17 protein-coding genes and 1 riboswitch are annotated in these 20,518 nt (G+C 41.4%); of the genes, 5 read left to right on the top strand and 12 right to left on the bottom strand.

Features of this window, described 5'->3' with window-relative positions:
• Positions 1-161 precede the first annotated feature (161 nt).
• From glpK to ACQKL6_RS20095, 4 genes are all read right to left on the bottom strand, one after another.
• Positions 162-1,652, bottom strand: a complete 1,491-nt coding sequence (glpK, locus tag ACQKL6_RS20110; RefSeq protein ID WP_402876048.1) for a glycerol kinase GlpK — start codon at positions 1,650-1,652, stop codon at positions 162-164.
• A 25-nt stretch (positions 1,653-1,677) separates the two neighbouring features.
• Positions 1,678-2,502 (bottom strand): MIP/aquaporin family protein, encoded by an 825-nt coding sequence (locus tag ACQKL6_RS20105; protein WP_402876046.1) that lies wholly within the window; start codon positions 2,500-2,502, stop codon positions 1,678-1,680.
• A 207-nt stretch (positions 2,503-2,709) separates the two neighbouring features.
• A complete protein-coding gene (locus tag ACQKL6_RS20100; protein ID WP_402876044.1) occupies positions 2,710-3,255 on the bottom strand; it encodes a glycerol-3-phosphate responsive antiterminator in 546 nt (181 codons plus the stop codon).
• A 189-nt stretch (positions 3,256-3,444) separates the two neighbouring features.
• Positions 3,445-3,891, bottom strand: a complete 447-nt coding sequence (locus ACQKL6_RS20095) for a hypothetical protein (RefSeq protein ID WP_427651808.1) — start codon at positions 3,889-3,891, stop codon at positions 3,445-3,447.
• Between the two features lie 321 nt (positions 3,892-4,212).
• Between ACQKL6_RS20095 and ACQKL6_RS20090 the strand changes: the two genes are divergently transcribed.
• The gene (locus ACQKL6_RS20090; RefSeq protein WP_427651807.1) at positions 4,213-5,250 is read left to right on the top strand and encodes a hypothetical protein; all 1,038 of its coding nucleotides are present in this window, start codon (positions 4,213-4,215) and stop codon (positions 5,248-5,250) included.
• 283 nt (positions 5,251-5,533) lie between these two features.
• On the opposite strand, the gene ACQKL6_RS20085 is transcribed toward ACQKL6_RS20090, so the two are convergent.
• Entirely contained in the window at positions 5,534-6,571 is a 1,038-nt protein-coding gene (locus ACQKL6_RS20085) for a PTS transporter subunit IIC (RefSeq protein WP_402876037.1), read from the bottom strand.
• A 216-nt stretch (positions 6,572-6,787) separates the two neighbouring features.
• Positions 6,788-6,887, top strand: a riboswitch (SAM riboswitch).
• An 84-nt stretch (positions 6,888-6,971) separates the two neighbouring features.
• On the opposite strand from ACQKL6_RS20085, the gene ACQKL6_RS20080 reads away from it, so the two are divergent.
• On the top strand, positions 6,972-8,075 hold the full coding sequence (locus tag ACQKL6_RS20080; RefSeq protein WP_407406789.1) for a 5-methyltetrahydropteroyltriglutamate--homocysteine S-methyltransferase: 1,104 nt from the start codon (positions 6,972-6,974) through the stop codon (positions 8,073-8,075).
• A 36-nt stretch (positions 8,076-8,111) separates the two neighbouring features.
• Here ACQKL6_RS20080 and ACQKL6_RS20075 read toward each other — a convergent pair whose 3' ends face one another.
• From ACQKL6_RS20075 to ACQKL6_RS20065, 3 genes are all read right to left on the bottom strand, one after another.
• The gene (locus ACQKL6_RS20075; RefSeq protein WP_402876034.1) at positions 8,112-8,636 is read right to left on the bottom strand and encodes a hypothetical protein; all 525 of its coding nucleotides are present in this window, start codon (positions 8,634-8,636) and stop codon (positions 8,112-8,114) included.
• A gap of 173 nt (positions 8,637-8,809) precedes the next feature.
• Positions 8,810-9,916 (bottom strand): CaiB/BaiF CoA transferase family protein, encoded by a 1,107-nt coding sequence (locus tag ACQKL6_RS20070; RefSeq protein ID WP_427651806.1) that lies wholly within the window; start codon positions 9,914-9,916, stop codon positions 8,810-8,812.
• Positions 9,917-10,119: 203 nt separating this feature from the next.
• Positions 10,120-11,610 carry an amino acid permease gene (locus ACQKL6_RS20065; protein ID WP_427651805.1) on the bottom strand — a complete coding sequence of 497 codons (1,491 nt, stop codon included), beginning with the start codon at positions 11,608-11,610 and terminating at the stop codon, positions 10,120-10,122.
• Positions 11,611-11,962: 352 nt separating this feature from the next.
• On the opposite strand from ACQKL6_RS20065, the gene ACQKL6_RS20060 reads away from it, so the two are divergent.
• Positions 11,963-12,361 carry an SET domain-containing protein gene (locus ACQKL6_RS20060; protein ID WP_402871281.1) on the top strand — a complete coding sequence of 133 codons (399 nt, stop codon included), beginning with the start codon at positions 11,963-11,965 and terminating at the stop codon, positions 12,359-12,361.
• Positions 12,362-12,499: 138 nt separating this feature from the next.
• On the opposite strand, the gene ACQKL6_RS20055 is transcribed toward ACQKL6_RS20060, so the two are convergent.
• The 4 genes from ACQKL6_RS20055 to ACQKL6_RS20040 form a co-directional block, all read right to left on the bottom strand.
• On the bottom strand, positions 12,500-12,688 hold the full coding sequence (locus ACQKL6_RS20055) for a hypothetical protein (protein ID WP_402871278.1): 189 nt from the start codon (positions 12,686-12,688) through the stop codon (positions 12,500-12,502).
• A gap of 84 nt (positions 12,689-12,772) precedes the next feature.
• Entirely contained in the window at positions 12,773-15,148 is a 2,376-nt protein-coding gene (locus ACQKL6_RS20050; protein ID WP_427651804.1) for a bifunctional diguanylate cyclase/phosphodiesterase, read from the bottom strand.
• A gap of 218 nt (positions 15,149-15,366) precedes the next feature.
• Positions 15,367-16,692 (bottom strand): beta-N-acetylhexosaminidase, encoded by a 1,326-nt coding sequence (gene nagZ, locus ACQKL6_RS20045; RefSeq protein ID WP_427651803.1) that lies wholly within the window; start codon positions 16,690-16,692, stop codon positions 15,367-15,369.
• Positions 16,689-17,885: a TcaA 3rd/4th domain-containing protein gene (locus ACQKL6_RS20040; RefSeq protein WP_427651802.1), complete on the bottom strand. Its 1,197-nt coding sequence runs from the start codon at positions 17,883-17,885 to the stop codon at positions 16,689-16,691. The genes nagZ and ACQKL6_RS20040 overlap by 4 nt, the downstream gene beginning before the upstream one ends.
• Positions 17,886-18,255: 370 nt before the next feature.
• Between ACQKL6_RS20040 and ACQKL6_RS20035 the strand changes: the two genes are divergently transcribed.
• Together ACQKL6_RS20035 and ACQKL6_RS20030 are read left to right on the top strand one after the other, a co-directional pair.
• On the top strand, positions 18,256-18,747 hold the full coding sequence (locus ACQKL6_RS20035; protein ID WP_402954176.1) for a zinc ribbon domain-containing protein: 492 nt from the start codon (positions 18,256-18,258) through the stop codon (positions 18,745-18,747).
• A gap of 27 nt (positions 18,748-18,774) precedes the next feature.
• Complete coding sequence (locus ACQKL6_RS20030) at positions 18,775-20,415, top strand: zinc ribbon domain-containing protein (protein ID WP_427651801.1); 1,641 nt, start codon at positions 18,775-18,777, stop codon at positions 20,413-20,415.
• Positions 20,416-20,518: the final 103 nt, after the last annotated feature.

Raw genomic sequence — 20,518 nt, 5'->3', positions numbered from 1 at the left:
CAATAACCATAATCAGGATATAAATATAGAGAAAGAGACCACAAATGCACATCATCGATTTCTCGATAACGCATTCGTGGTCTCTCCTATTCTCCGGCCGAGTTATTAACTTGATTTCAGTATATCATAGTGTTGCCTGTATTTAAAAGACTTTGCTTATTTTATTTAAAAGCCATTGCCGCGTGCACGGCCTTTTTCCAGCCTTCGTATAATTTTTCACTTTCCTTCTCTTCCATGGAAGGCGTGAAAGTCTTGTCTATTACCCACTGCTGGGCGATTTCTTCTTGATCCTTCCAATAGCCAACCGCTAGTCCAGCCAAGTATGCGGCACCCAGCGCTGTCGTTTCATTCAGTGTCGGCCTTTCCACGGGTACCCCTAATAAATCACTTTGGAATTGCATTAAGAAGTCGTTCTTCACTGCCCCGCCATCCACTCGCAATGTCTTCAGCGCAATACCTGAGTCTGCTTCCATCGCATCCAGGACATCCTTCGCTTGGTAGGCAAGGGATTCAAGGGTAGCGCGTATAAAGTGCTCTTTCGTTGTCCCACGTGTTAGTCCAAATACAGAGCCACGTACATCGCTGTCCCAGTATGGGGTTCCCAGTCCTACAAATGCTGGCACCACATAGACGCCATCCGTGCTGTCCACTCGTTTTGCGTACGCCTCACTATCCTGGGCATTATTCAGCATCCGCATGCCATCACGTAACCATTGGATTGCAGAACCGGCTACGAATATGCTGCCTTCCAGTGCATATTCAACCTTGCCATTCAATCCCCAGGCAAGCGTCGTCAATAGGCCATGTTCGGAATCGACTGCTTTTTCACCCGTATTCATAAGCATGAAACATCCTGTTCCATACGTATTTTTCGCCATTCCCTGATTAAAGCAAGCTTGGCCGAATAAAGCGGCTTGTTGGTCACCTGCTGCACCGGCAATTGGAATCGATTGCCCGAAGAAGTGATATTCAATCGTGTTCGCATACACTTCTGAAGAAGGTCTGACTTCCGGTAACATGGATTTCGGAACATCCAGGATTTCCAGAATCTCTTCATCCCACTTCAATTCATGGATGTTATACATCAACGTTCTTGAAGCATTGGAATAGTCCGTCACATGGGCTTTCCCTCCTGAGAGCTTCCAGATCAACCACGTATCGATCGTTCCAAATAGTAGTTTGCCTTCATCGGCCTTTTGACGTGCACCTTCCACATTATCAAGGATCCATTTCACCTTTGTACCGGAAAAATAAGCATCAATCAATAATCCCGTTTTCTTCCGGAACATGTCATTATGACCTTTTTCCTTCAACTCTTCGCAGATGGCACTCGTCTGTCTGGATTGCCATACGATGGCATTATAGATAGGGACTGACGTTTCCTTATCCCATACGACTGTCGTTTCACGCTGGTTCGTTATTCCGATCCCGGCAATTTGTTCAGGCTTTATGCCGGATTCCGATATGACGCTCGCAATGACGGCTAAAACCGACCCCCAAATCTCATTGGCATCATGCTCAACCCAGCCCGGTTTCGGGAAATGCTGTGTAAACTCCCTTTGGGCTACATGGACCAACTCGCCCTTTTCATTGAACAATATTGCCCGTGTGCTTGTTGTTCCTTGATCCAAAGATAAGATGTATTTTTTCATAGTATTTTCCCCCAACCTCTTTAAATTAACTAGCTATATTCTTACTCTCTATTTCATGCGACTGCTTTTTCCCAAATACGTAAGCCACTATCAATAATACTAGGCTTCCTGCAAAAACAGACCAACTTACTATCGTGATTTCACCTAAAAAGAATGCTTTATAAAAGATGGCTCCGAGTCCCCCACCTACTATCGGACCTACGACTGGAATCCATGAATAGCCCCAATTCGAATCTCCTTTACCTGGAATAGGAAGGAGAAAATGTGCAATACGTGGACCCAAGTCACGGGCAGGGTTAATGGCGTATCCTGTTGTCCCACCTAGGGACATCCCGATCACAACGATCAATAAACCGACTGCAAATGGATTTAACCCTTCCGTAAATTCATTGGCCCCTATAAATAGTAAACCAAGAACAAGGATGAATGTACCAATCATTTCGCTTAATAGATTGGAAAAAGTATGTGGGATCGCTGGTGAAGTCGCGAATACACCAAGCTTGGCACCCGGATCGTTCGTACCCTTCCAGTGCGGTAAATAATGCAAGAATACTAATGTTGCACCTAGAATCCCACCAATTAACTGACCTATGATATATCCTGGAACGTCTCCCCAAGGAAACTCCCCGATAAGTGCAAAACCTATGGTGACAGCCGGATTTAAATGGGCACCACTAATGGAACCGACTGCAAAAACACCCATTGTCACAGCTAACCCCCACGCAATCGTCACGACAATCCATCCAGCATCTTTGGCATAAGATCCTTTCAATGAAGATCCCGCCCCGATGCCTGCACCAAAAAGAACCAAAATCATCGTACCTACTACTTCTCCCCAAAATGGTGTCATATTAAAACCTCTTCCCCTCTAGAATAATGACCATAAATCAATAAAAGGAGGCCCACAGCAGAACTAACCCACAAGTAAATGGGAATTTTCCGTTGTGAATCTCCTTATCTCCGTCACATCTATTAACTTGTATTTTAGATTAATATACTAGTTAATGAAAACGCTGTCAAACTATTTATCAAAAAATAGAAAATTGTTTTATATTTTTTATTTAAACATATTCCATAACTCCGTTTTGGAAGTGGTGATCGACGATGCTCCCGCCTCAAGTGCGTTCAGGACCTCATCTGAATTACGGATCAACCCTCCGGCCAAAATCGGCGTTTGCAAATGTTCCTTCACCTCTTTAATCATCCAGGGCATGGCACCTGGCAACACTTCGATATAATCAGGCTTTGTCTTCTTTACCAACTTATAACTTTTCTCCAACGCATGGGAATCTATTAAAAAAATCCGTTGAATCGCGACAACGCCCTTTTGCTTCGCTTTTAAAATCACACTGGACTTTGTCGAAATCAAGCCATAAGGTTGGACCTCCTGGCAAATGAATTCCGTGGCATACTCATCACTTTTGATTCCTTGAATCAAATCTACATGGAAAATCATTTTCTTATTACGTTGCTTGGCCATCAAGCTCACATTTTTCAGCTGTGATATATGTAAATCCAGAAAAACCCCTATCTCATAGGAACTCTCCAAGAACCTCTCGAAATCCTTCATGCTTGCCGAAGCAGGCAGTATCTTCTGATCCATCATATCCTCCTCCTATGCTAACAATCCCATCATAATCAGAACCTGCCGTAAAAACAATAGGTCCCACCATCATTCCATAAGGACGCTCGCATTTATCCAAATTCCACTAGAAAAGAATGCGTGTACCCTAAGCATACAAAAAACCTAAATAAAGAGCCATTATTTAGGCCTTTTGTTGTTTTTTGATAGTCAAAGAGCCAATTTGATATTCATGGCACCCTCAACCAGCTCAAATGACTTAATCTGCCCGACCGGTACCTTTTTCACCATATCCCAAGCGTTAAAATCAATTTTGATCATCCGATTATGATATTCAAAGAAGGGTGGTCTATTAAACAGTTTATGGTTGATGAAATTAACATTAACCGGTTTCATCCCAACAAGCTGAAACAGAATCGTTCTTTTTTCGATTTGCACCGGTTTCAAGGTGACGGTGAAGGCAACCTTTTTCTTCAACATCATTTTCTTCACCTCTGTAGTCCCGCGCAGCACGATATACTCTGGTGAAATATGCACATCAATGTCTTCTTCACCTGACTTCTTTTCTATTAAACTTGCCATCATCTTTGCCGTAATGGGGATGGAAACCCCCTCCGTTGTAGCCTTATTGATTATATCCTTGAATTTATCAAACATGATTTCCCTCCCTTGCCCTATGCAAAAACTCCGTTGAATCATCTTATTCAAGATTGGGTAATTGCGGAACGACCAATGACCGTCCCTCCCCTCACACTTACCATATTTTATCAGTATCTGCACGGTTCTAACAGGTTCCGCAAACCTTTTTGATTATCTGACCACCTTTAAATAATAAAACGCCACTCGGGATGACAGATGAATGACCGCTCAAACAAAATAATTTAAATTTTGTATTCGTCTTGCAAAACCACCCACAGCGTTCAAATTCTGGTAAAATTAATTCGCACTAAAATACCGTACGATAGAATAGGAGATTACATGATAAAAAAAGGCCTTTCACTAACCGTTATCCTCCTCTGCTTATTCGTCCTTGCTTCATGTTCAAATGATGGGTACCAGGATGCTTTGGACAAGGGGATTGAATATCTAGGAAAACGGGATTACCATCAGGCAGCCATCCAATTCGAATTGGCCTTAAAGGAGAAAAAAAGGGATGAGGATGCCTCCGCTTATCTAGATCAGGCAAATCATATGGATACGGCAGTCACTGCATATGAAGAAAAAGAATTTGATACTTCCCTTGAATCTCTAAATGCCGTCATTACGAATAAAAGCACGTTGAACACGTTGCAGACCGAAGCTAAAAAACTAAAAGAGGAAATCCTTGCTGATCAGGAAACAACTTCTTCGTTTGAAGACACGATGAAGATTGTGAAGGAACTTATCGAAAAAGAAAGTTACAGCTTAGCACAAAAGAAATTACAACTTTTAGAAAAAAGCTTCGAGTCGGATAACTTACTATCAAGCTATCAATCTGAGTTGACTAAACTTACGGAACAAGTCGATCTTGCCCTGAAAGACCAGGAAGAAACGCAACCAGAAGAAAAGAAAGTAAAGAAAACTGAAGATAAGAAAACCGTAGAAAAAGCCGACGGTCAAAAAACTGCGTACCAACTATATCAAAATGGCCGTTATGGGTTCTCCATGTACTATCCCAAAGGCTTAAATATGGACACCCCACCAACCAATGGTGATGGAGCCAGGTTCTATAATGAGGAATTTGAAATTACCGCCTTTGCTAGCCATACGAATATAATCAACGATGAAGAAACGATTGAAATGTATTATGAAGATGATTTGAAAAGTATCACAGAAGAAATCGCCTATCAGCGACTTACAGACGATTGGTATGTCATTTCCTACGAAGAAAATAGGAAAATTATCTATAAGAGGTACTACTTTAATGATCAAGTGGGCACTACCTTTATCATTACCTATCCCGCTAGCGAACAGGAGAAGTACGGTCCAATCACATCTCATATCGCAGAAACCTTCATCCCTTCGACCAACTCCTAACGGGATGAGACCGATGCCATGAACCGTCGAGATACGCTTCGGTTTATGGCTCTTTCTATTTTCTTCTTCAACCGGTGCGATGTCCAGCTTGCCTCTATAAAGAAGGTAAGTGGAATCGTTTAGACGTGTATTTATCCTGAGTAAAGTGGATGAAATGAATCCTGGCCATCATCAGATACCGCAGATTCTAGATTTAAAAGTTGAAGTACCCTTGAATTAGCCTCCTCATCAAAAGAAGCAGCCAGAGCTAAACGCCTGACTGCTTCTTTTATTTGGTTTCCTTTTATTCAAAATGCAAGGTATAGTCGTCTGCTTTAATCCATTTTAATTTCTTTGAGAAAACGTAGATTAGTACAAGGTTCAACACAATCGGAAGAATGAAGAAAATGATGACCATGATGGATATGTTACTGAAAATCCATCCGCCTTCCGCCAGTTTCATGTAGTTCAAGGGACCGACCAATCCCGATAAACCAAATCCAGCACTATACGGGGTCCCTTGTATGTTTAACAAACCTGCCAACGCACCAAGAATAGCGGACGTGATTAACATGGGAAACGCAATTTTCGGTTTCATGAAGAAATTCCTCATTTGAATCTTAGGGGAACCCAACACATGGGCTAAAGCCGTCCCTAATGAATTCGCTTTGTAGCTTGCAATGGCTAGGCCCACACCAGCTGCCACGATTCCTAGGTTGGCCGCACCAGATCCTATACCTGAGAGCATAATGACCGTCGCCACCCCAACCGTTGAAATGGGAGATAAGATAATGAGACAGAATATAACGGAAATAATGGCTCCCATCAAAATGGGCTGCAATGACGTCACGTTAGCGATGCCGACTCCTAATAGTCCCGTAGCGGATTTTACGTATGGCAGAATTAAGTATCCAATCATTCCTGGTACCAAGATACTTAAAGTCGGCATCAAAAGAATCGCATACGCCTTTAATCTATCGCCAATTAGTTGCAGGAACAATACGGTCAATGCCGCGGTAATTCCAGTATTGATTACAACGCCAATCCCATTAAGGGCAAACAAACCATCAGCCGTTTTCTGGATGGCGCCACTTCCGACCATGGCCGCGATCCCGATACTGGCCGTTTGAATGGATGATAGCTTGAACGAAATCCCGACCATCACCCCAATCATGACAGGTAACAAGCTCATCACGAAAACGGTGATATCGAATATATGCTGTAACACGGGAAAATGTGGAATCAATAGTTTAAGTATTTCCCCTAACAAAGCATTCGGAATTAATGAAACGACAATCCCTATGCTCATCCCCGTTAATAATTTATTAAAAAAATCTCTCATCTGAATAATCCCCTATCTCGCTATAATGTATACAATTATAAGAAATATTCTGACAATAGTCAAAGGATTTTTTTAACACTTCACCGCGAAAGTGTATAAAAGTATTTTAACTAAGAGAAACTTACTTTCTAATAACGATTATATTCTAAATTATCTGTTTTCTATTGACCTTTACTAATACTACCTGTATAGTCGTAATTAATTGAATAGTTCATATTCTTATCCAGAGAGGTGGAGGGACTGGCCCTTTGATACCTCAGCAACAGACTTTACTGTACTGTGCTAATTCCAGAAGTGTTCAACTTGAAGATAAGAAGAGAATATAAGCATTGCTGATTATACCTCTTCTTTTTTGAAAGAAGAGGTTTTTATATTTTAATAAGGAAAGTAGGAATCTACCATGTCTATCACTTTAACGAAAGCTCCATTCAAAGCCGACCACGTAGGAAGTCTATTAAGACCAGAAAGTATACATCTGGCAAGAAAGCAACGGAAAGAAGGAATCATTACCGCAGAACAATTACGCGAGGTTGAAACGAAGGAAATCAAGCGTATCGTCGATAAGCAAATAGAAATCGGTTTAGAGGCAGTGACTGATGGGGAATTCAGACGCACCTGGTGGCACTTTGACTTCTTGGAACATTTAAATGGAATCGAAGGGTATGTCACGGAAAAAGGCCTCACATTTGATGGAATTGAAACAGAACGTTATAACGTTCGGAATACAGGAAAAATTTCTTTCAACCCAGATCACCCCTTTATTAAAGACTTTATTGAGTTTAATGAAATCGTGGACGGACGGGCTGTGGCGAAACAAACCATCCCTAGTCCCAATCAATTATTTGCGGTAGGGGTCCATAATGAAGAAATCTATCCTGACATCGAAGACTATGCAAAAGATATTATCAAAGCCTATCAAGATGCTTTACAAGCCTTTTACGATGCCGGTGTACGTTATTTACAATTAGATGATGTATACATAGCCAGGCTTTCCGCTCCGGACTTCCAGTTCAAAGAGGGGAAATATACAAGGGAACAATTAATCGATTTAGCATTGCGCGTGATTAATGGGACGTTGGAGGGAAAACCAGAGGATTTGGTTGTCACGACTCACCTTTGTCGTGGAAATTACCAATCGACTTGGGCTTTTGAAGGCAGCTATGCCCGTATCGCCCCAACTCTATTGGCCAAGGAAAATGTAGATGGATTTTTCTTGGAATACGATGATCACCGTTCAGGGGATTTTAAACCATTAGAACACATTCCAAATGACGGCGCACAAGTCGTTCTTGGCGTGGTTACTTCGAAGAATGGCGAACTTGAAGATAAAGAAACCGTTAAATCACGTATTAAAGAAGCGGCACAATTCGTGCCACATGAACACTTGTGCTTAAGCCCTCAATGCGGATTCGCTTCCACACATCTTGGCAACAAGCTAACGGAAGAGCAGCAATGGGAAAAGTTAAAATTCGTTGTGGATGTCGCCAAAGAAGTATGGGGATAAGAACAAAAAGGGACGAGCCTATGCTCGTCCCTTTATTCAACAACATCGATCGTCCTCATCCTCTTTCTTCCCCACTACATCATCTGTCACCTTATCATCGAGCTGGTTCTTCAATGTCAATTCTGCGGCCTTTCCATCACTTGGCGACCCATCGGAAAAATACATCGGAAATAAGGAAAAGAACATAATATAGAAAGAGAAATATATGAATTGGTACCAGAGGACCGACTTCTCCAAGATTCCCTGATAAACCAAACTATATATCAACAACATGCTAATTAGGTTAAAGAGGGCTCCCCCTAAGTAAATCAAACTATTCGTGAACTTATTATCATATTTTAATCCCTTGAACTCACAATGCCCATTCCAAAAGTAGTATTTTCTCACTTCTATATTGCAAAAGGAGAAAATCTTATCTCCACATCCGATCTTGATTTTTTTCTCTGTACCGCCAAATAGTGTGACAAAGAATAGATGCCCACCTAAATGAATGAGCGTGACAACCGGTAAAATCAGAAAAAAGGAAAAGAGAAATTTAGTGATATCAGACAAACCGAACATGCCAATCATCCTCCTTATTTGAGCTTGGTGTATACAGACAAGTCCTTATTCGAAGGATGATACTCTCTTACCCGGTGTGGATACGTTATAACTAGTAAATATTCACATGTCTTAAGGGACTCCCCCTTTAACCCACAAAAAAACCGACAGATCATCTGCCGGTCCATCCGTTGCTATCGCTCCAATTCAAGAGTGCCAAAGACCTCATCATTACTTTGTCCCGGCTTCATCCCAACATGTTTATACTCTGGAGTGAAGACCGATGTTTTGATGGGACAAGCCATCTGCCTCTGCATGTTTCCTTCTCCATCGGGCACTTCGACTATCATGCCACGCGCTTGCAGTTGCGGGTGATTGGTCGCTTCAGAAAAAGTCAGCACCGGTTCGACACAAGCCTCGAAATCTTCGAATATGCCCTGCCATTCTTCAAATGTCTTTTCAAGAAATGCATGCTTGATGATCCTTTTGAATTGGATGCTACTTTCCGCATCTTGCTTCATGCTTAACTCGAACAGTTCAGGCTGTCCGATTGCTTCACATAACACTTCACGGAATGATGGCTCCAAGCTTCCAACCGAGAAGTAACGGCCGTCTTTCGTTTCATAAAAATCATAAAATGTTCCGCCATTCAATACCAACTTTTCCGGTTCAAGCTCCAATCCACCCTGTAAATGTAGGGGGGCAGATATCGCATTCAAAGCAAAGCTGCAATCGGTCATGCTAATATCGATGAACTGACCTTCACCCGTCCGCTCCCGGTAGATGACTGCCGACAAAATCCCGATGACAGCGTGCATGGAGCCTCCTGCAAGGTCGGCTATTTGTGTTCCATTTTTTGCAGGTCCTCCTTTTTGCGTACCTGAGTAACCGGACAATCCCGCTATCGAAATATAGTTGATATCATGACCTGGACGATTCTTGTAGGGACCAGTCTGACCAAAGCCAGTAAGCGAACAGTAAATCAACTTTGGATTGATTTGTTTTAATTCTTCGTATCCCAGCCCCAACCGATCCATGACACCCGGCCGGAACTGTTCAAGGACAATATCATATTCCTTCACTAGATTCTTTACGGCATCAATCGACTCCTGCCGTTTCAAATCAAGGGCAACCGATTTTTTTGAACGGTTCAAATATTGATCGACTCCCCATGTATCAACCTTGGCCGGCCGTTCTACCTTCAACACTTCCGCTCCTAAGTCTGCAAGCATGAGCGTAGCGAATGGCCCTGGCAAAAGTGTCGAAAAGTCTAGCACTTTCAGATTGGTCAACAGTGTCATCGTTCATGCACCTTCCTTTTCTACCAAATGGATGCATTCTTCCTCAGTTGGGATTTCTATCTTTTATACTCATTCTTCTTCCACCCTTTCGTTTCCTGCAAAACAACATTCACATCCAATTCAATGCGACTAACATTGGTACATGTTCAATTTAAAATAATAAAATAACCGGAACCATGTCTGTGAACATGGTCCGGAAGTTTTCAGTCATACTTTTCATCAAAATTAATTTCTACTTCTTCGAGCTTAACGAATCTCGTTTTCCTAATCAGTTTATACCCAAACCAGAGGGCGAGAAAAAGAGGGATTCCTAAGTATGCCGCCACCACACTTCCCCAATCGATATGGTCCGAAAAGAACGCTTGGATATTTTGAGCCAAGATGACGACCATTCCAATCGTAATGGCAAATATCGTCCCGATTGGAAACCATAAAGCCTTGTACGGCAGCTTATCCAATGAATGCCCTTGTAACACATATGCCTTACGGAAGCGATAATGGCTTATGGAAATGCCCAGCCAGAAGATAAATCCCGTTATCCCGATCGCGTTCATTAGCCATAGATATACGGTGCCATCACCGAATATGGAAGCCAAAAAGGCAAGCATTCCGATGGAACATGTTAAGATCATACCCGCCACTGGGACACCTCGTTTGTTCAGTTTGGCAAAAATCCGGGGTGCTTGCCCGGCTTTAGCCATCGAATATAACATACGGGTAGAGGCATATAAGCTTGAATTCCCCGCAGATAATACCGCAGTTAAAATCACGGCGTTCATCAGGGAAGCCGCAAAGGCTACTCCCGCTTTCTCAAATATGAGCGTAAATGGGCTGACCATAACATTCTCGCCTTGTAAACTTGAATTCGTATAAGGGATAAGCAGCCCTATCACGAAAATCGCCAATATGTAAAAAAGGAGAATCCTCCAGAAGACGCTTTTAATGGCCTTCGGTATATTTTTAGCTGGATTTTCACTTTCCCCAGCTGCAACACCAACGATTTCCGTCCCCTGAAAAGAAAAACCTGCTGCTATGAAAACGATGAATACCCCCATGAACCCACCTGGAAAAGGAGCATCGTCCACTGTGAAATTTTTAAAGCCTACCGCTTCCCCTCCCATAATGCCTACAATCATGAGTAAGCCGACAATGATAAAAATGATGATGGCCGTCACTTTAATGAAAGAAAACCAATATTCCCCTTCACCATAGCCTTTGACAGAGAGATAGTTCAATAGAAAAATAAGCACTAAAAATGAGAAACTCCACAATAGTGATGGACTATCCGGAAACCAGAATTTCATGATGATGGTCGATGCGGCTAACTCAGCCGCTATAGTCATGGACCAGTTGAACCAATATGTCCAACCCAAGGCAAATCCAAAGGCAGGATCGACAAATTTCGTTCCATATGTACTAAATGACCCACTGGTTGGCATAAAGGCAGCTAGTTCCCCTAAGCTTGTCATGACAAAGTACACCATGGCCCCGACCAATGCGTAAGCAAGTAGAGCACCGCCTGGTCCCGCTGTATGTATGGCAGCCCCACTGCTAAGAAACAATCCTGTTCCGATGGCTCCTCCAATGGAAATCATCGTTAAGTGACGAGATTTCAACCCTCTGTTTAACCCCTGTTCTTTTTTCGGTGTTTCGACTGGATACTCAAAGACTTCCTCTTCGCGTTTTACTATCATATGTACATCCCCTTTTGCTTTTGCACGCAGTTCTGAAAATTCCCACTTTAGAAATTATACTACTTGAAAGTTCTGAATGGATTAATTATTCTTTTTCTTTCAGCAATTTTCATGCCACTTTTCACTTGTCAGCAAAATCCTACATCTTCACCCAATAAAACCGAGATATAGACAAATTCCTTTGCACTTACGCCATATTTCTTTGCGTTTTTGTGCCACGATATTTTGCACTTATTGGGGATTCTTCAAGAGGATAACGATTAATTTCCCTAAATTAGTTGCTTTTCTTCCTAATTGCTGTCAAGCTTATACAATCTGGACTATAAAAGAAAAGAACAAGTAGGTGACGAATATGATCGAAGTTAAAAATTCCACACTCAGTGATGGAGAGTTCAATAGAGGCGTTTTCGCAAAACGTGATATTAAAAAAGGTGAGCTGTTGCATGAAGCACCGGTTATCGCTTATCCAAATGAAGAGCATGTTCATATCGAGAAAACATTGCTAGCGGATTATGCGTTTGAGTATGGCATCAACCATACTTGCCTGCTTTTAGGATATGGCATGCTATTTAACCACTCCTATACGCCGAATGCCACATATGACATAAACTTTGATCATCATACATTCGATTTCTTCGCTTATACCGATATTAAGGCGGGAGAAGAGATTACCATCAATTATAATGGTGAGGTCGATAACGAAGATCCATTATGGTTCAATAAAGAAGACAATGGTGAAGAAGCTGAGTAATTGATGACATAAAAGCGCCTGCCGTTTAAAAAACTTTCTCCAGTTTTTTAAAGGCAGGTGCTTTTTACGTAATTCGGGAAACCAAAAAAGCTCCATCCAGGATATGCTATCCCTTGATGGAGCTTTTTTCATGCTACCTTAATTGATTGTTGAATTACTTGATTTTGATTTAGTGAAGGATTGGAGTTGGCTCTTTACCTTATCAATCATTTCAGGATTAGCGATTGATTTGATCTGGCTTATTGTTTTCTCACGCGTTTCTTTATTGCGCATTAAGTAAGCAGCTGCTCCCAATACGACGGTTCCAATCATTTTGTTTGATGGCATCTGAGTTTCCTCCTTATATTTTAGTATAGTATAGTATTTCCCTATAACCACTTCTTTAAACAAGGAGACCCAGACTTCCATCCTTCAGGCGACCGGAAACGCATATAGATTGCGTAGAAACTTGTCTTCTAATTCGTGTGCTGGCAACGGTTTACTGAACATGTAACCCTGTACCTGGTTACATTCCATTTCTTTTAAAAAGTCGAATTGCGTTTGGTATTCAACGCCTTCTGCCACGATATTCAGCTGCATGTTTTTGGCCAGCCCAATGATGGACGCCACAATTGCTTCATCCGGTCCACCGGTTGCCAAGTTCCTGATAAACGATTGGTCGATTTTCAATGTATTGATGGGGTAATCCTTTAAGTAAGCAAAGGAACTATATCCGGTGCCGAAGTCGTCTATGGCGATCTTCACGCCAAGTTCCCTTAACCTTTCAAAGGTAAAGATGGCCCTGTTCACATTGTTCATCGCCGTACTTTCGGTTATTTCCAACTCCAGATTCCTGCCATCTATATTCCATTTGTCCAACATGCATCTCAACTTTTCGATGAAATTCTCCTGCATGAATTGCCGCGTCGATATGTTGACGGCGATATGAATGGAATCGAATCCTTCTTTATGCCAGGCATGGAGTTGGGCACATGCCAAGTCGAGTATCTTTTCACCGAGTTGGATGATCAGCCCCGTTTCCTCAGCCAATGGAATGAACTCAGCTGGTGAGACGAATCCCAGCCTTGGATGGTTCCAACGGACCAAAGCTTCTACACCTGATATTTTCTCAGTCTGTGTATCGATCTTTGGTTGAAAGTATAATAGAAATTCATTATCTTTATGAATCCCCGTCCTCATTTCTTCTTCAATCAGGATTTTATCCAATCTACTTTCCATGGACTCTTTAAAGAACTTATACGATGAGTCTCCAGTTCCTTTTCCTAAGAACATCGCCAGATCCGCTCTTTTCAAAAGTTCTTCGATGTCCCCCCCATCCTGCGGGTAAGCCGATATCCCAATACATGTGGTTGTGTAGATGTCATGGTTATTGAGCTTGATTGGTTCTACCAAAGATTCCAGTAACTTTTGGGCGGTGATTTCCACTTGTTCAAGCCCAGATATCTGCGGCAGGAATACCGCAAATTCATCCACCCCGATTCTAGCTAGGAGTTCTCCTGGTTCCAGGCAATCGTCAAACCGTTTGGCAATTTCTTTTATAAACCAATCACCTTGCCCATGTCCCAAGGTATCGTTAATGGTCTTGAATCGATCAATATCCATCAGGAGCAAAGCAGACATGCCTTCCACATTTTGCTCAATGAAGATATTTGCTTTTTCCTTAAAGGATCTTCGGTTTGGCAACCCTGTAAGTTCATCATGATAGGCCATATAATTGACTTTGGCCAAGGCCGCTTTCTGCTCGGTGATGTCCTTGGCAATTCCGTATACACCTTCGATTTCATTATCGACATATACCGGAACGGTCAAGACATTAAAAGTGACCTTGCTCTTATTTTTATGGATGGCCATAATTTCATAAGAGCGAAGGGTCCCTTTTAACGTATCCATATAGTAGTTTTTGCTTTCCTGCCATTCCTCTTCAGATACAAGACTTTCAATAGACAATCTTTGAATTTCCTCTGGTGTATAACCTAAAATCCTGAAAACCGCCGGGTTGATTGTTTCCAACTTCCCTTCCTTATTCATCCTGAAAATGATATCCGGATTATAAGTAACAAGGGAATCGTACTTTTGCTGGGTTAGTAGCAACTCCTTGTTCTGTAGGGTGAGTTTCTTATCAAGGCGAATGAAAAAGAGGACAACTATCTGAATGAAAAGCATGGCACTTCCGATTCCGAGTGCCAGAAAGAGCGTTCCAACAGGAAGAGCTGAACTGGTTGGTGAAACCGTGTGATTGCTATGATACGTAGCAGCCGCCATTCCCGTATAGTGCGTGCCTGCAACCGCTATCCCGATGATATTTGCACTGATGATTTTTTCAACCAGCCTGGTAGCCTTTTGATGTTTATAGTGAAAGTTGATCTTTAAAGCCGCGACCGAAGCGGAACAAGCAATTAGTACGGAACAGATCACCAATAGCGGATCGTACTGAATGGACGCCGCCATACGCATCGAAGCCATTCCCGTGTAATGCATCGTAAGGATGGCCGTACTCAATGAGGCACCTCCAATGAATAACTGTTTCCGATTTATCGTTTCACGACTGACAAAGAACAAGGACATCCCTGAAGCAAAAATGGCGATCCCAACCGATATCAGGACCTTAAGATAATCATACGTAATTGTTTCATGGACCTGTAAAGCCAGCATCCCGATAAAATGCATCGACCATATACCTAGACCCATCGTAATCGCTCCACCTACCAGCCAATATTTCTTGGCTTTCTGTTTTGAATGGATGATTCTTCCCACAAGATCCAAAGCCGAATACGAAGCCAAGGTCACAATTATGAAGGACAAAATGACAAGCCCTATGTTATAGCTTCCATGTATGTGCAATTTTTTTCTCCCTCATCAAAAATTCCCGTTTCTAGTCATATATCGGACACATTTCAGCAATTTCAATCTCCACATCCATTAAATATACATATTTACCAAGCCAGTTCCTTCAAAAGACGAAAAAGAACCCGAACGACACCGTTCGGGTTCTACTTCTTGCCAATTCATTCAAGGCCCAGACCATTGATATAATCCACGCTTTCAGGACTTTTCACTACTTTTGCAGCTTGTTCTGGGTCAACGGTCGTTTGTTGAATGTTGTTCAGTTTGTAAGTCAGGACGCGCTTTGTTGATTCATCGATTCGTTCCATCGGGATTTCCCCATTTTTAACGGCATCGATTATCCCGTTATACACCTCTAATTGGTGGGGATGTTCGTGACAGACCAAGACGATGTCCACGCCTGCAAGAATCGCTTCTTTGCCCATGTCCTTAAAGGAAAAGTAATTTTTCACGGCTCCCATTTCCATATCATCCGTGATGACGATTCCTTTGTAGCCAAGCTTCTCTCGTAGCAGGTCTTCGATAATGACCTTGGATAGGCTGGCAGGTTTTTCTTTATCATAAGCCGGATATTTTATATGCGTCACCATCATGAAAAACTTGTCATTATCCACTTCCTTGATGATTTCTTTAAACGGATAGATATCCGAGTTTTCCAGGTCAAGCTGGTTTGCTTCCACGGAAGAGGTCTCGACATGTGGATCAATCTCGCTACGGCCATTCCCCGGGAAGTGCTTCAGGGCTCCTGTAACGGATGCTTCATTCAACCCTTCAATCACTTTTTCCCCATATTGATGGACTTTTTTTGGGTCCGTTCCAAATGAACGGCTATCTTTCTTCGATAAATCCAAAACAGGGGCAAAGTTAAGGTTGATTCCCATCGACTCCAGCTCTCTACCATTCAATTTAGCCACCTGATATACTTCATCCGCAGTGGCCTTTTCCCCTAACTTCTGTTGCGAAGGGATAGGGGAAACCTGTTCCCTCATCCGGGTAATGGCCCCTCCTTCTTGATCGATGGCAACCATGAGTGGAAGCGAGAATCGGCTACCTTCTGCAGATTCCTGCAGGGAGTTGGATAACTCGGCCACTTGTTTAGGAGAACTCATATTACGGTCAAAGTAAATGATGCCGCCTATATGCTTTTCTTCGATGAACTCCTGAACCTCGGTGCTCTTTTCCGTACCAGAAAAGCCGATCATCATGAGCTGCCCGACTTTTTCTTCGAGCGTCATCTTTTCTAGCATTTTCTCCACTTTTTCATCGGTATTGGTCAATGCATTAATTTCCTTATCACTTGTATCCTCTTTATTTATCTTATTCTCTTGTACGGTTGTTTCCTCTTTTTTATTGGCTTCCTTGGTACCACGATTCTCTGTCTTTTCACTTGGAAGATTCGTATCCATATTCAACTGGATGAGTACGACCGTTAAAAATGAAAGAAGCGCAATGAAGAGGAGTCCAATGTATATATACCTTTTCTTCATTGGACTATCTTATCCACTAATTTAATTTCAGGGTCTGAAAGTTTCCAATCAGAAGATTCCTTCACCAGATGCCATTTGCCCTTCCATGTTTGGACAAGTGTCTCTCCATCTTTCCAATCTTCAGAGACCATTTCAAATGAGACAGTGGCCTTGTTATCATTCATTGATTCAACTTCTACATACGTCACTTCATCACTCATGTTATCCTTCATTCCTTCTTCCCAGCTGCTGAATTTATTTTTCCCTTTTCTGCCGGTACTGAATAAATCATAAGCTGATTCATAATCTCCGTTTGTAATCTCTTCATAATGTTCATTGACTACCGCTATTATATCTTCCTCTTCTGTTTCTTTTGCAGCAGCTGCTTGGTAAGCTCGTTCTTCAGCTTCCGCGATTTCCGTATCATCCACCCATAAATCTATTGAAGCATTTTTAACCGAGACCTCTTCGCTTTTCAAGGTCTTTCCTTGCACTTTTACTTCCGCATGAATCTTCATCTTCCCATCTAAAGACACCGGACCGAATGATTCTAGATCCTCGACGGTTTTGCCCGTGCTCGTTCCATTTACGAAAACGGTCGCTTCATCATAATTAGAGGTTAGATACACATCATCTCCCGTCAAATCCAAACCAACGGGAATCTTATGGCTGTCTTCCTCTAATGAATCAATTTTAACCTTATCAGTTACCGTTGTATATTCCCCTTTATAGGAGCCTTTAACCTCATGCTCAACCGGTAAGAATGGCCCGAATGTCCGCTCTTCTCCCTCTTTCAGTTCCCCCACGCCTTTCTCATTAATGGAAACGGAGGCATGTGGCTGATTTGTTGAGACCTTTATGTAAACTGGCTGAAAGCTAACACCATATTGCTTAATGATTCCCCATTTTTTCTTAACCTTTTGCAAGGTTAAAAAACCTTCACCTTTAGAACCTATTACATTATCATTTTCCAAGTATTGAGCCGTTTTTTTCAGATTTGACTTGGTTTCGGCTAGAAGATCAGGATTTTCATCGAAATATTGAATAAGCATCTTCGCATCCGCTTCTTCTACCTTCATCACATCCTGTCCACCATTCAAAATCTTCGCTACGTCCTTAGTATTGTTACTTTTAATGGCATCTTCAAATTGTTTAACTACTTTAGCCGGTTTATACATACTCTGTACTGTTATATAACCAGCAAATCCAACCATTAGCAATAGGATTACAGAAATGGAGAGAACCTTAGAACTTTTCGACTTAAAAAAAGAACCCGTTCTAGGACTTTTTATCCGTGTTTCAGCAATAGGATTCTGATTTTCTATAGTCGTTCCGCACTTAGTACAAAAGGCCTTATTCCCACTTATTTTTTCCCCACAATTATTACAATGCAATGTTTTCTCCCCTTTTTTCACTTAAAATATATGCTAAATTATAAAAATCGATTCATATTATCTCAATAATACTATATTATGTAACATGACAACGCAACAAATCTTATGAATTTAGACCTATCACTATCTAATTATACATATAACTTTTGAATTATTTGATAGCTTAGGAAAATATGAAGGAGTGGTAAATTTGAATGAATTGCAAGATAAGCTAGGAAGTGGACTCAATAAGATTCAGGATAGCTTACAAACGAACAAACAAAAGCTTCAAAACGCCCAAACGATTAACCAGTACAAAAGGAGCATACAAGAAACCGGTATGAAACGGAACGAAATACTTTTACAGTTAGGGGAGGAATTATATAAAAAATTACGTAGCAACGAGATCCATCCCACTGAAGAACTGACAAAAAAAATGACATCTTTAATGGAATTTGACCACGTCATATACAAGGCACAACAGTCTATTACTGAATTGAACTCTCAAAGTCAAACAGAGCATGCCTGTAATTCATGTGGGTCTCCGGTCACCAGTGAAGATAAATTTTGTGGAGGCTGCGGAGCCAAAGTGGAGTTACCAAAATTGGATACTCAAATAGAAACATCTTCCTGTCCTTCATGTGAAGAACAAATCCCATTACATGCTGTCTTCTGCAACTGTTGCGGTTTAAAGACATCATGAATGAAATGAAAGGAGACGAGGATAGCTATGTTCTGTACAACATGCGGAGAATCTAATCCGGACTATAGCAACTATTGCTCACATGATGGGACTGCACTAGGAAATTCATCATCTCTGCAACAGTTACAATTAGTAAATAATGAAACGAACTTTTGTCCCGAATGTGGAGAAGGAACTAACAAGATTGATAATTACTGCAATTCTTGCGGAAACTCCCTACTTAAATTCGGCACAACAAAGATTTCCATGAACGAGAAAGTAACACCACGAATATTAAATTCAAGGACCTTCTCGTTTACTTCTCTATTATCTAAAGATACATTACGAAAAGCCCTTATACCTGCCATTGCAGCTTTTATTCTCATGCTTCTTTTAAATCTTTTAGTGTATACGACAAATACTAATTTTTATGAGGACATATTTGAAGAATCGTTTGGGTTCACCCCAGAGGAAGCTGCCGAAAACATGGCGGATGAGTCTGGCTTCAAATTCAAAGAACCTGGAGCTATATTCGGATTCTCAGATACGGTCATGATGTCTCATACACTTTCACCAAGTTATACGTTAGATATGGAAAGCAATAACTCATATGAAGATTATAAAGGGGCCGGCGAATTGAGCCTTTCCTTCACATATGTTTTATTCATTATCATTCCCTTATTATGCTTATTCTTAAGTGGCATTGTATACAGAAAGAAACATACTGATATCTCTATACAATCTTTCCTTTCAGGAGCCGTTGGAATAGCATTGATTTACAGCCTTTTGTTGACGTTCTTATCTCTATTCAGTGGTTTTGATTATAAAATCAAGCACTCTGAAAGCGGAGAAAGCTTGAATCTAGCCATAACAACTGCTTATCCATTCTTCCAAACCTTCTTTAAAGGTTTATTATTTGGAATCGTCTTTAGCATGCTGGGGATGTTATTTAGTATTAACTACCGCCAAATAACCAAGCAACTTGAATCATTGATTCCTTATGGGAATGCCGTCCACCAAGGGTTTTCTGCATTTATCCGTGGTTTCGTTACACTTACCATTGTAATGGTCGCCATCCTTATCAGTAAAATGAATGATGCAAAAGAAATGCTCTCGGTCCTTGATGTACCTGGTGTTAGTCAACAAATTTTAGAAAAGACCACCTTGGCAGCCTGCTATCTAGGTGTACAATTATCTTCCATCGTTTATAGTATGCTCCATTTCACCCCACTCACCCTAAAAGGAGAAGGGGACGGAGAAAGTGGAGAAATTAGTTTCTCCGTATTCTCCGGCTTTAGCACGGATGGTGACGTTATGGAAGGAGGAGATCTTTCATATCTAGATTTATTTTTCAGTTTTACGAACATCGACCTTTACTTGAAGCTAGCGATGATCCTTCCTATCTTATTGCTGATATTTGCCGGTTATTCTATGGCTAAGTCCAAACAGTCTTCATTCGTATCACTGGCTGTACTAAGCCTTGTATATAGTCTATTCGTTAGCGCAATAACATCTTTCTCGGCAATTTCGCTGAATGGTCTATTTGATATGGGGGATGGAGAAAATGTCATTACCTTCTCCCTCGGCGTCAGTGTTGTCCAGGTCTTTATCGGTAGCTTTATTCTTTCCTATATTGCTGGATTTGCCGGTAGCTATTTGAACAAGTTCTTTCCCGGTTCTCTAAAATAATCACTCTTGGGGCTGTCCCAAAAGTCAGGAAAATGACTTTTAGGGCAACCCTTTTTTTATGAAATTTATGCACAAAAAAATCGCCCTTTTTAGTAAAATGAAG

This window comes from Peribacillus sp. NPDC097197 (assembly GCF_050278025.1).
Taxonomy (GTDB): Bacteria; Bacillota; Bacilli; order Bacillales; family DSM-1321; genus Peribacillus.
This window is presented reverse-complemented; position numbering and strand designations above follow the sequence as displayed.

Bases quoted from the DNA above. Each gene is read 5' to 3' on its own strand.
- ACQKL6_RS20075 (WP_402876034.1), bottom strand. From the start codon at position 8,636: ATGTTCGGTTTGTCTGATATCACTAAATTTCTCTTTTCCTTTTTTCTG.
- ACQKL6_RS20095 (WP_427651808.1), bottom strand. From the start codon at position 3,891: ATGTTTGATAAATTCAAGGATATAATCAATAAGGCTACAACGGAGGGG.
- glpK (WP_402876048.1), bottom strand. From the start codon at position 1,652: ATGAAAAAATACATCTTATCTTTGGATCAAGGAACAACAAGCACACGG.
- ACQKL6_RS20030 (WP_427651801.1), top strand. From the start codon at position 18,775: ATGTTCTGTACAACATGCGGAGAATCTAATCCGGACTATAGCAACTAT.
- ACQKL6_RS20100 (WP_402876044.1), bottom strand. From the start codon at position 3,255: ATGGATCAGAAGATACTGCCTGCTTCGGCAAGCATGAAGGATTTCGAG.
- ACQKL6_RS20105 (WP_402876046.1), bottom strand. From the start codon at position 2,502: ATGACACCATTTTGGGGAGAAGTAGTAGGTACGATGATTTTGGTTCTT.
- ACQKL6_RS20060 (WP_402871281.1), top strand. From the start codon at position 11,963: ATGATCGAAGTTAAAAATTCCACACTCAGTGATGGAGAGTTCAATAGA.
- ACQKL6_RS20065 (WP_427651805.1), bottom strand. From the start codon at position 11,610: ATGATAGTAAAACGCGAAGAGGAAGTCTTTGAGTATCCAGTCGAAACA.
- ACQKL6_RS20040 (WP_427651802.1), bottom strand. From the start codon at position 17,885: ATGGTTGGATTTGCTGGTTATATAACAGTACAGAGTATGTATAAACCG.
- ACQKL6_RS20070 (WP_427651806.1), bottom strand. From the start codon at position 9,916: ATGACACTGTTGACCAATCTGAAAGTGCTAGACTTTTCGACACTTTTG.
- ACQKL6_RS20085 (WP_402876037.1), bottom strand. From the start codon at position 6,571: ATGAGAGATTTTTTTAATAAATTATTAACGGGGATGAGCATAGGGATT.
- ACQKL6_RS20080 (WP_407406789.1), top strand. From the start codon at position 6,972: ATGTCTATCACTTTAACGAAAGCTCCATTCAAAGCCGACCACGTAGGA.
- ACQKL6_RS20090 (WP_427651807.1), top strand. From the start codon at position 4,213: ATGATAAAAAAAGGCCTTTCACTAACCGTTATCCTCCTCTGCTTATTC.
- nagZ (WP_427651803.1), bottom strand. From the start codon at position 16,692: ATGAAGAAAAGGTATATATACATTGGACTCCTCTTCATTGCGCTTCTT.
- ACQKL6_RS20055 (WP_402871278.1), bottom strand. From the start codon at position 12,688: ATGCCATCAAACAAAATGATTGGAACCGTCGTATTGGGAGCAGCTGCT.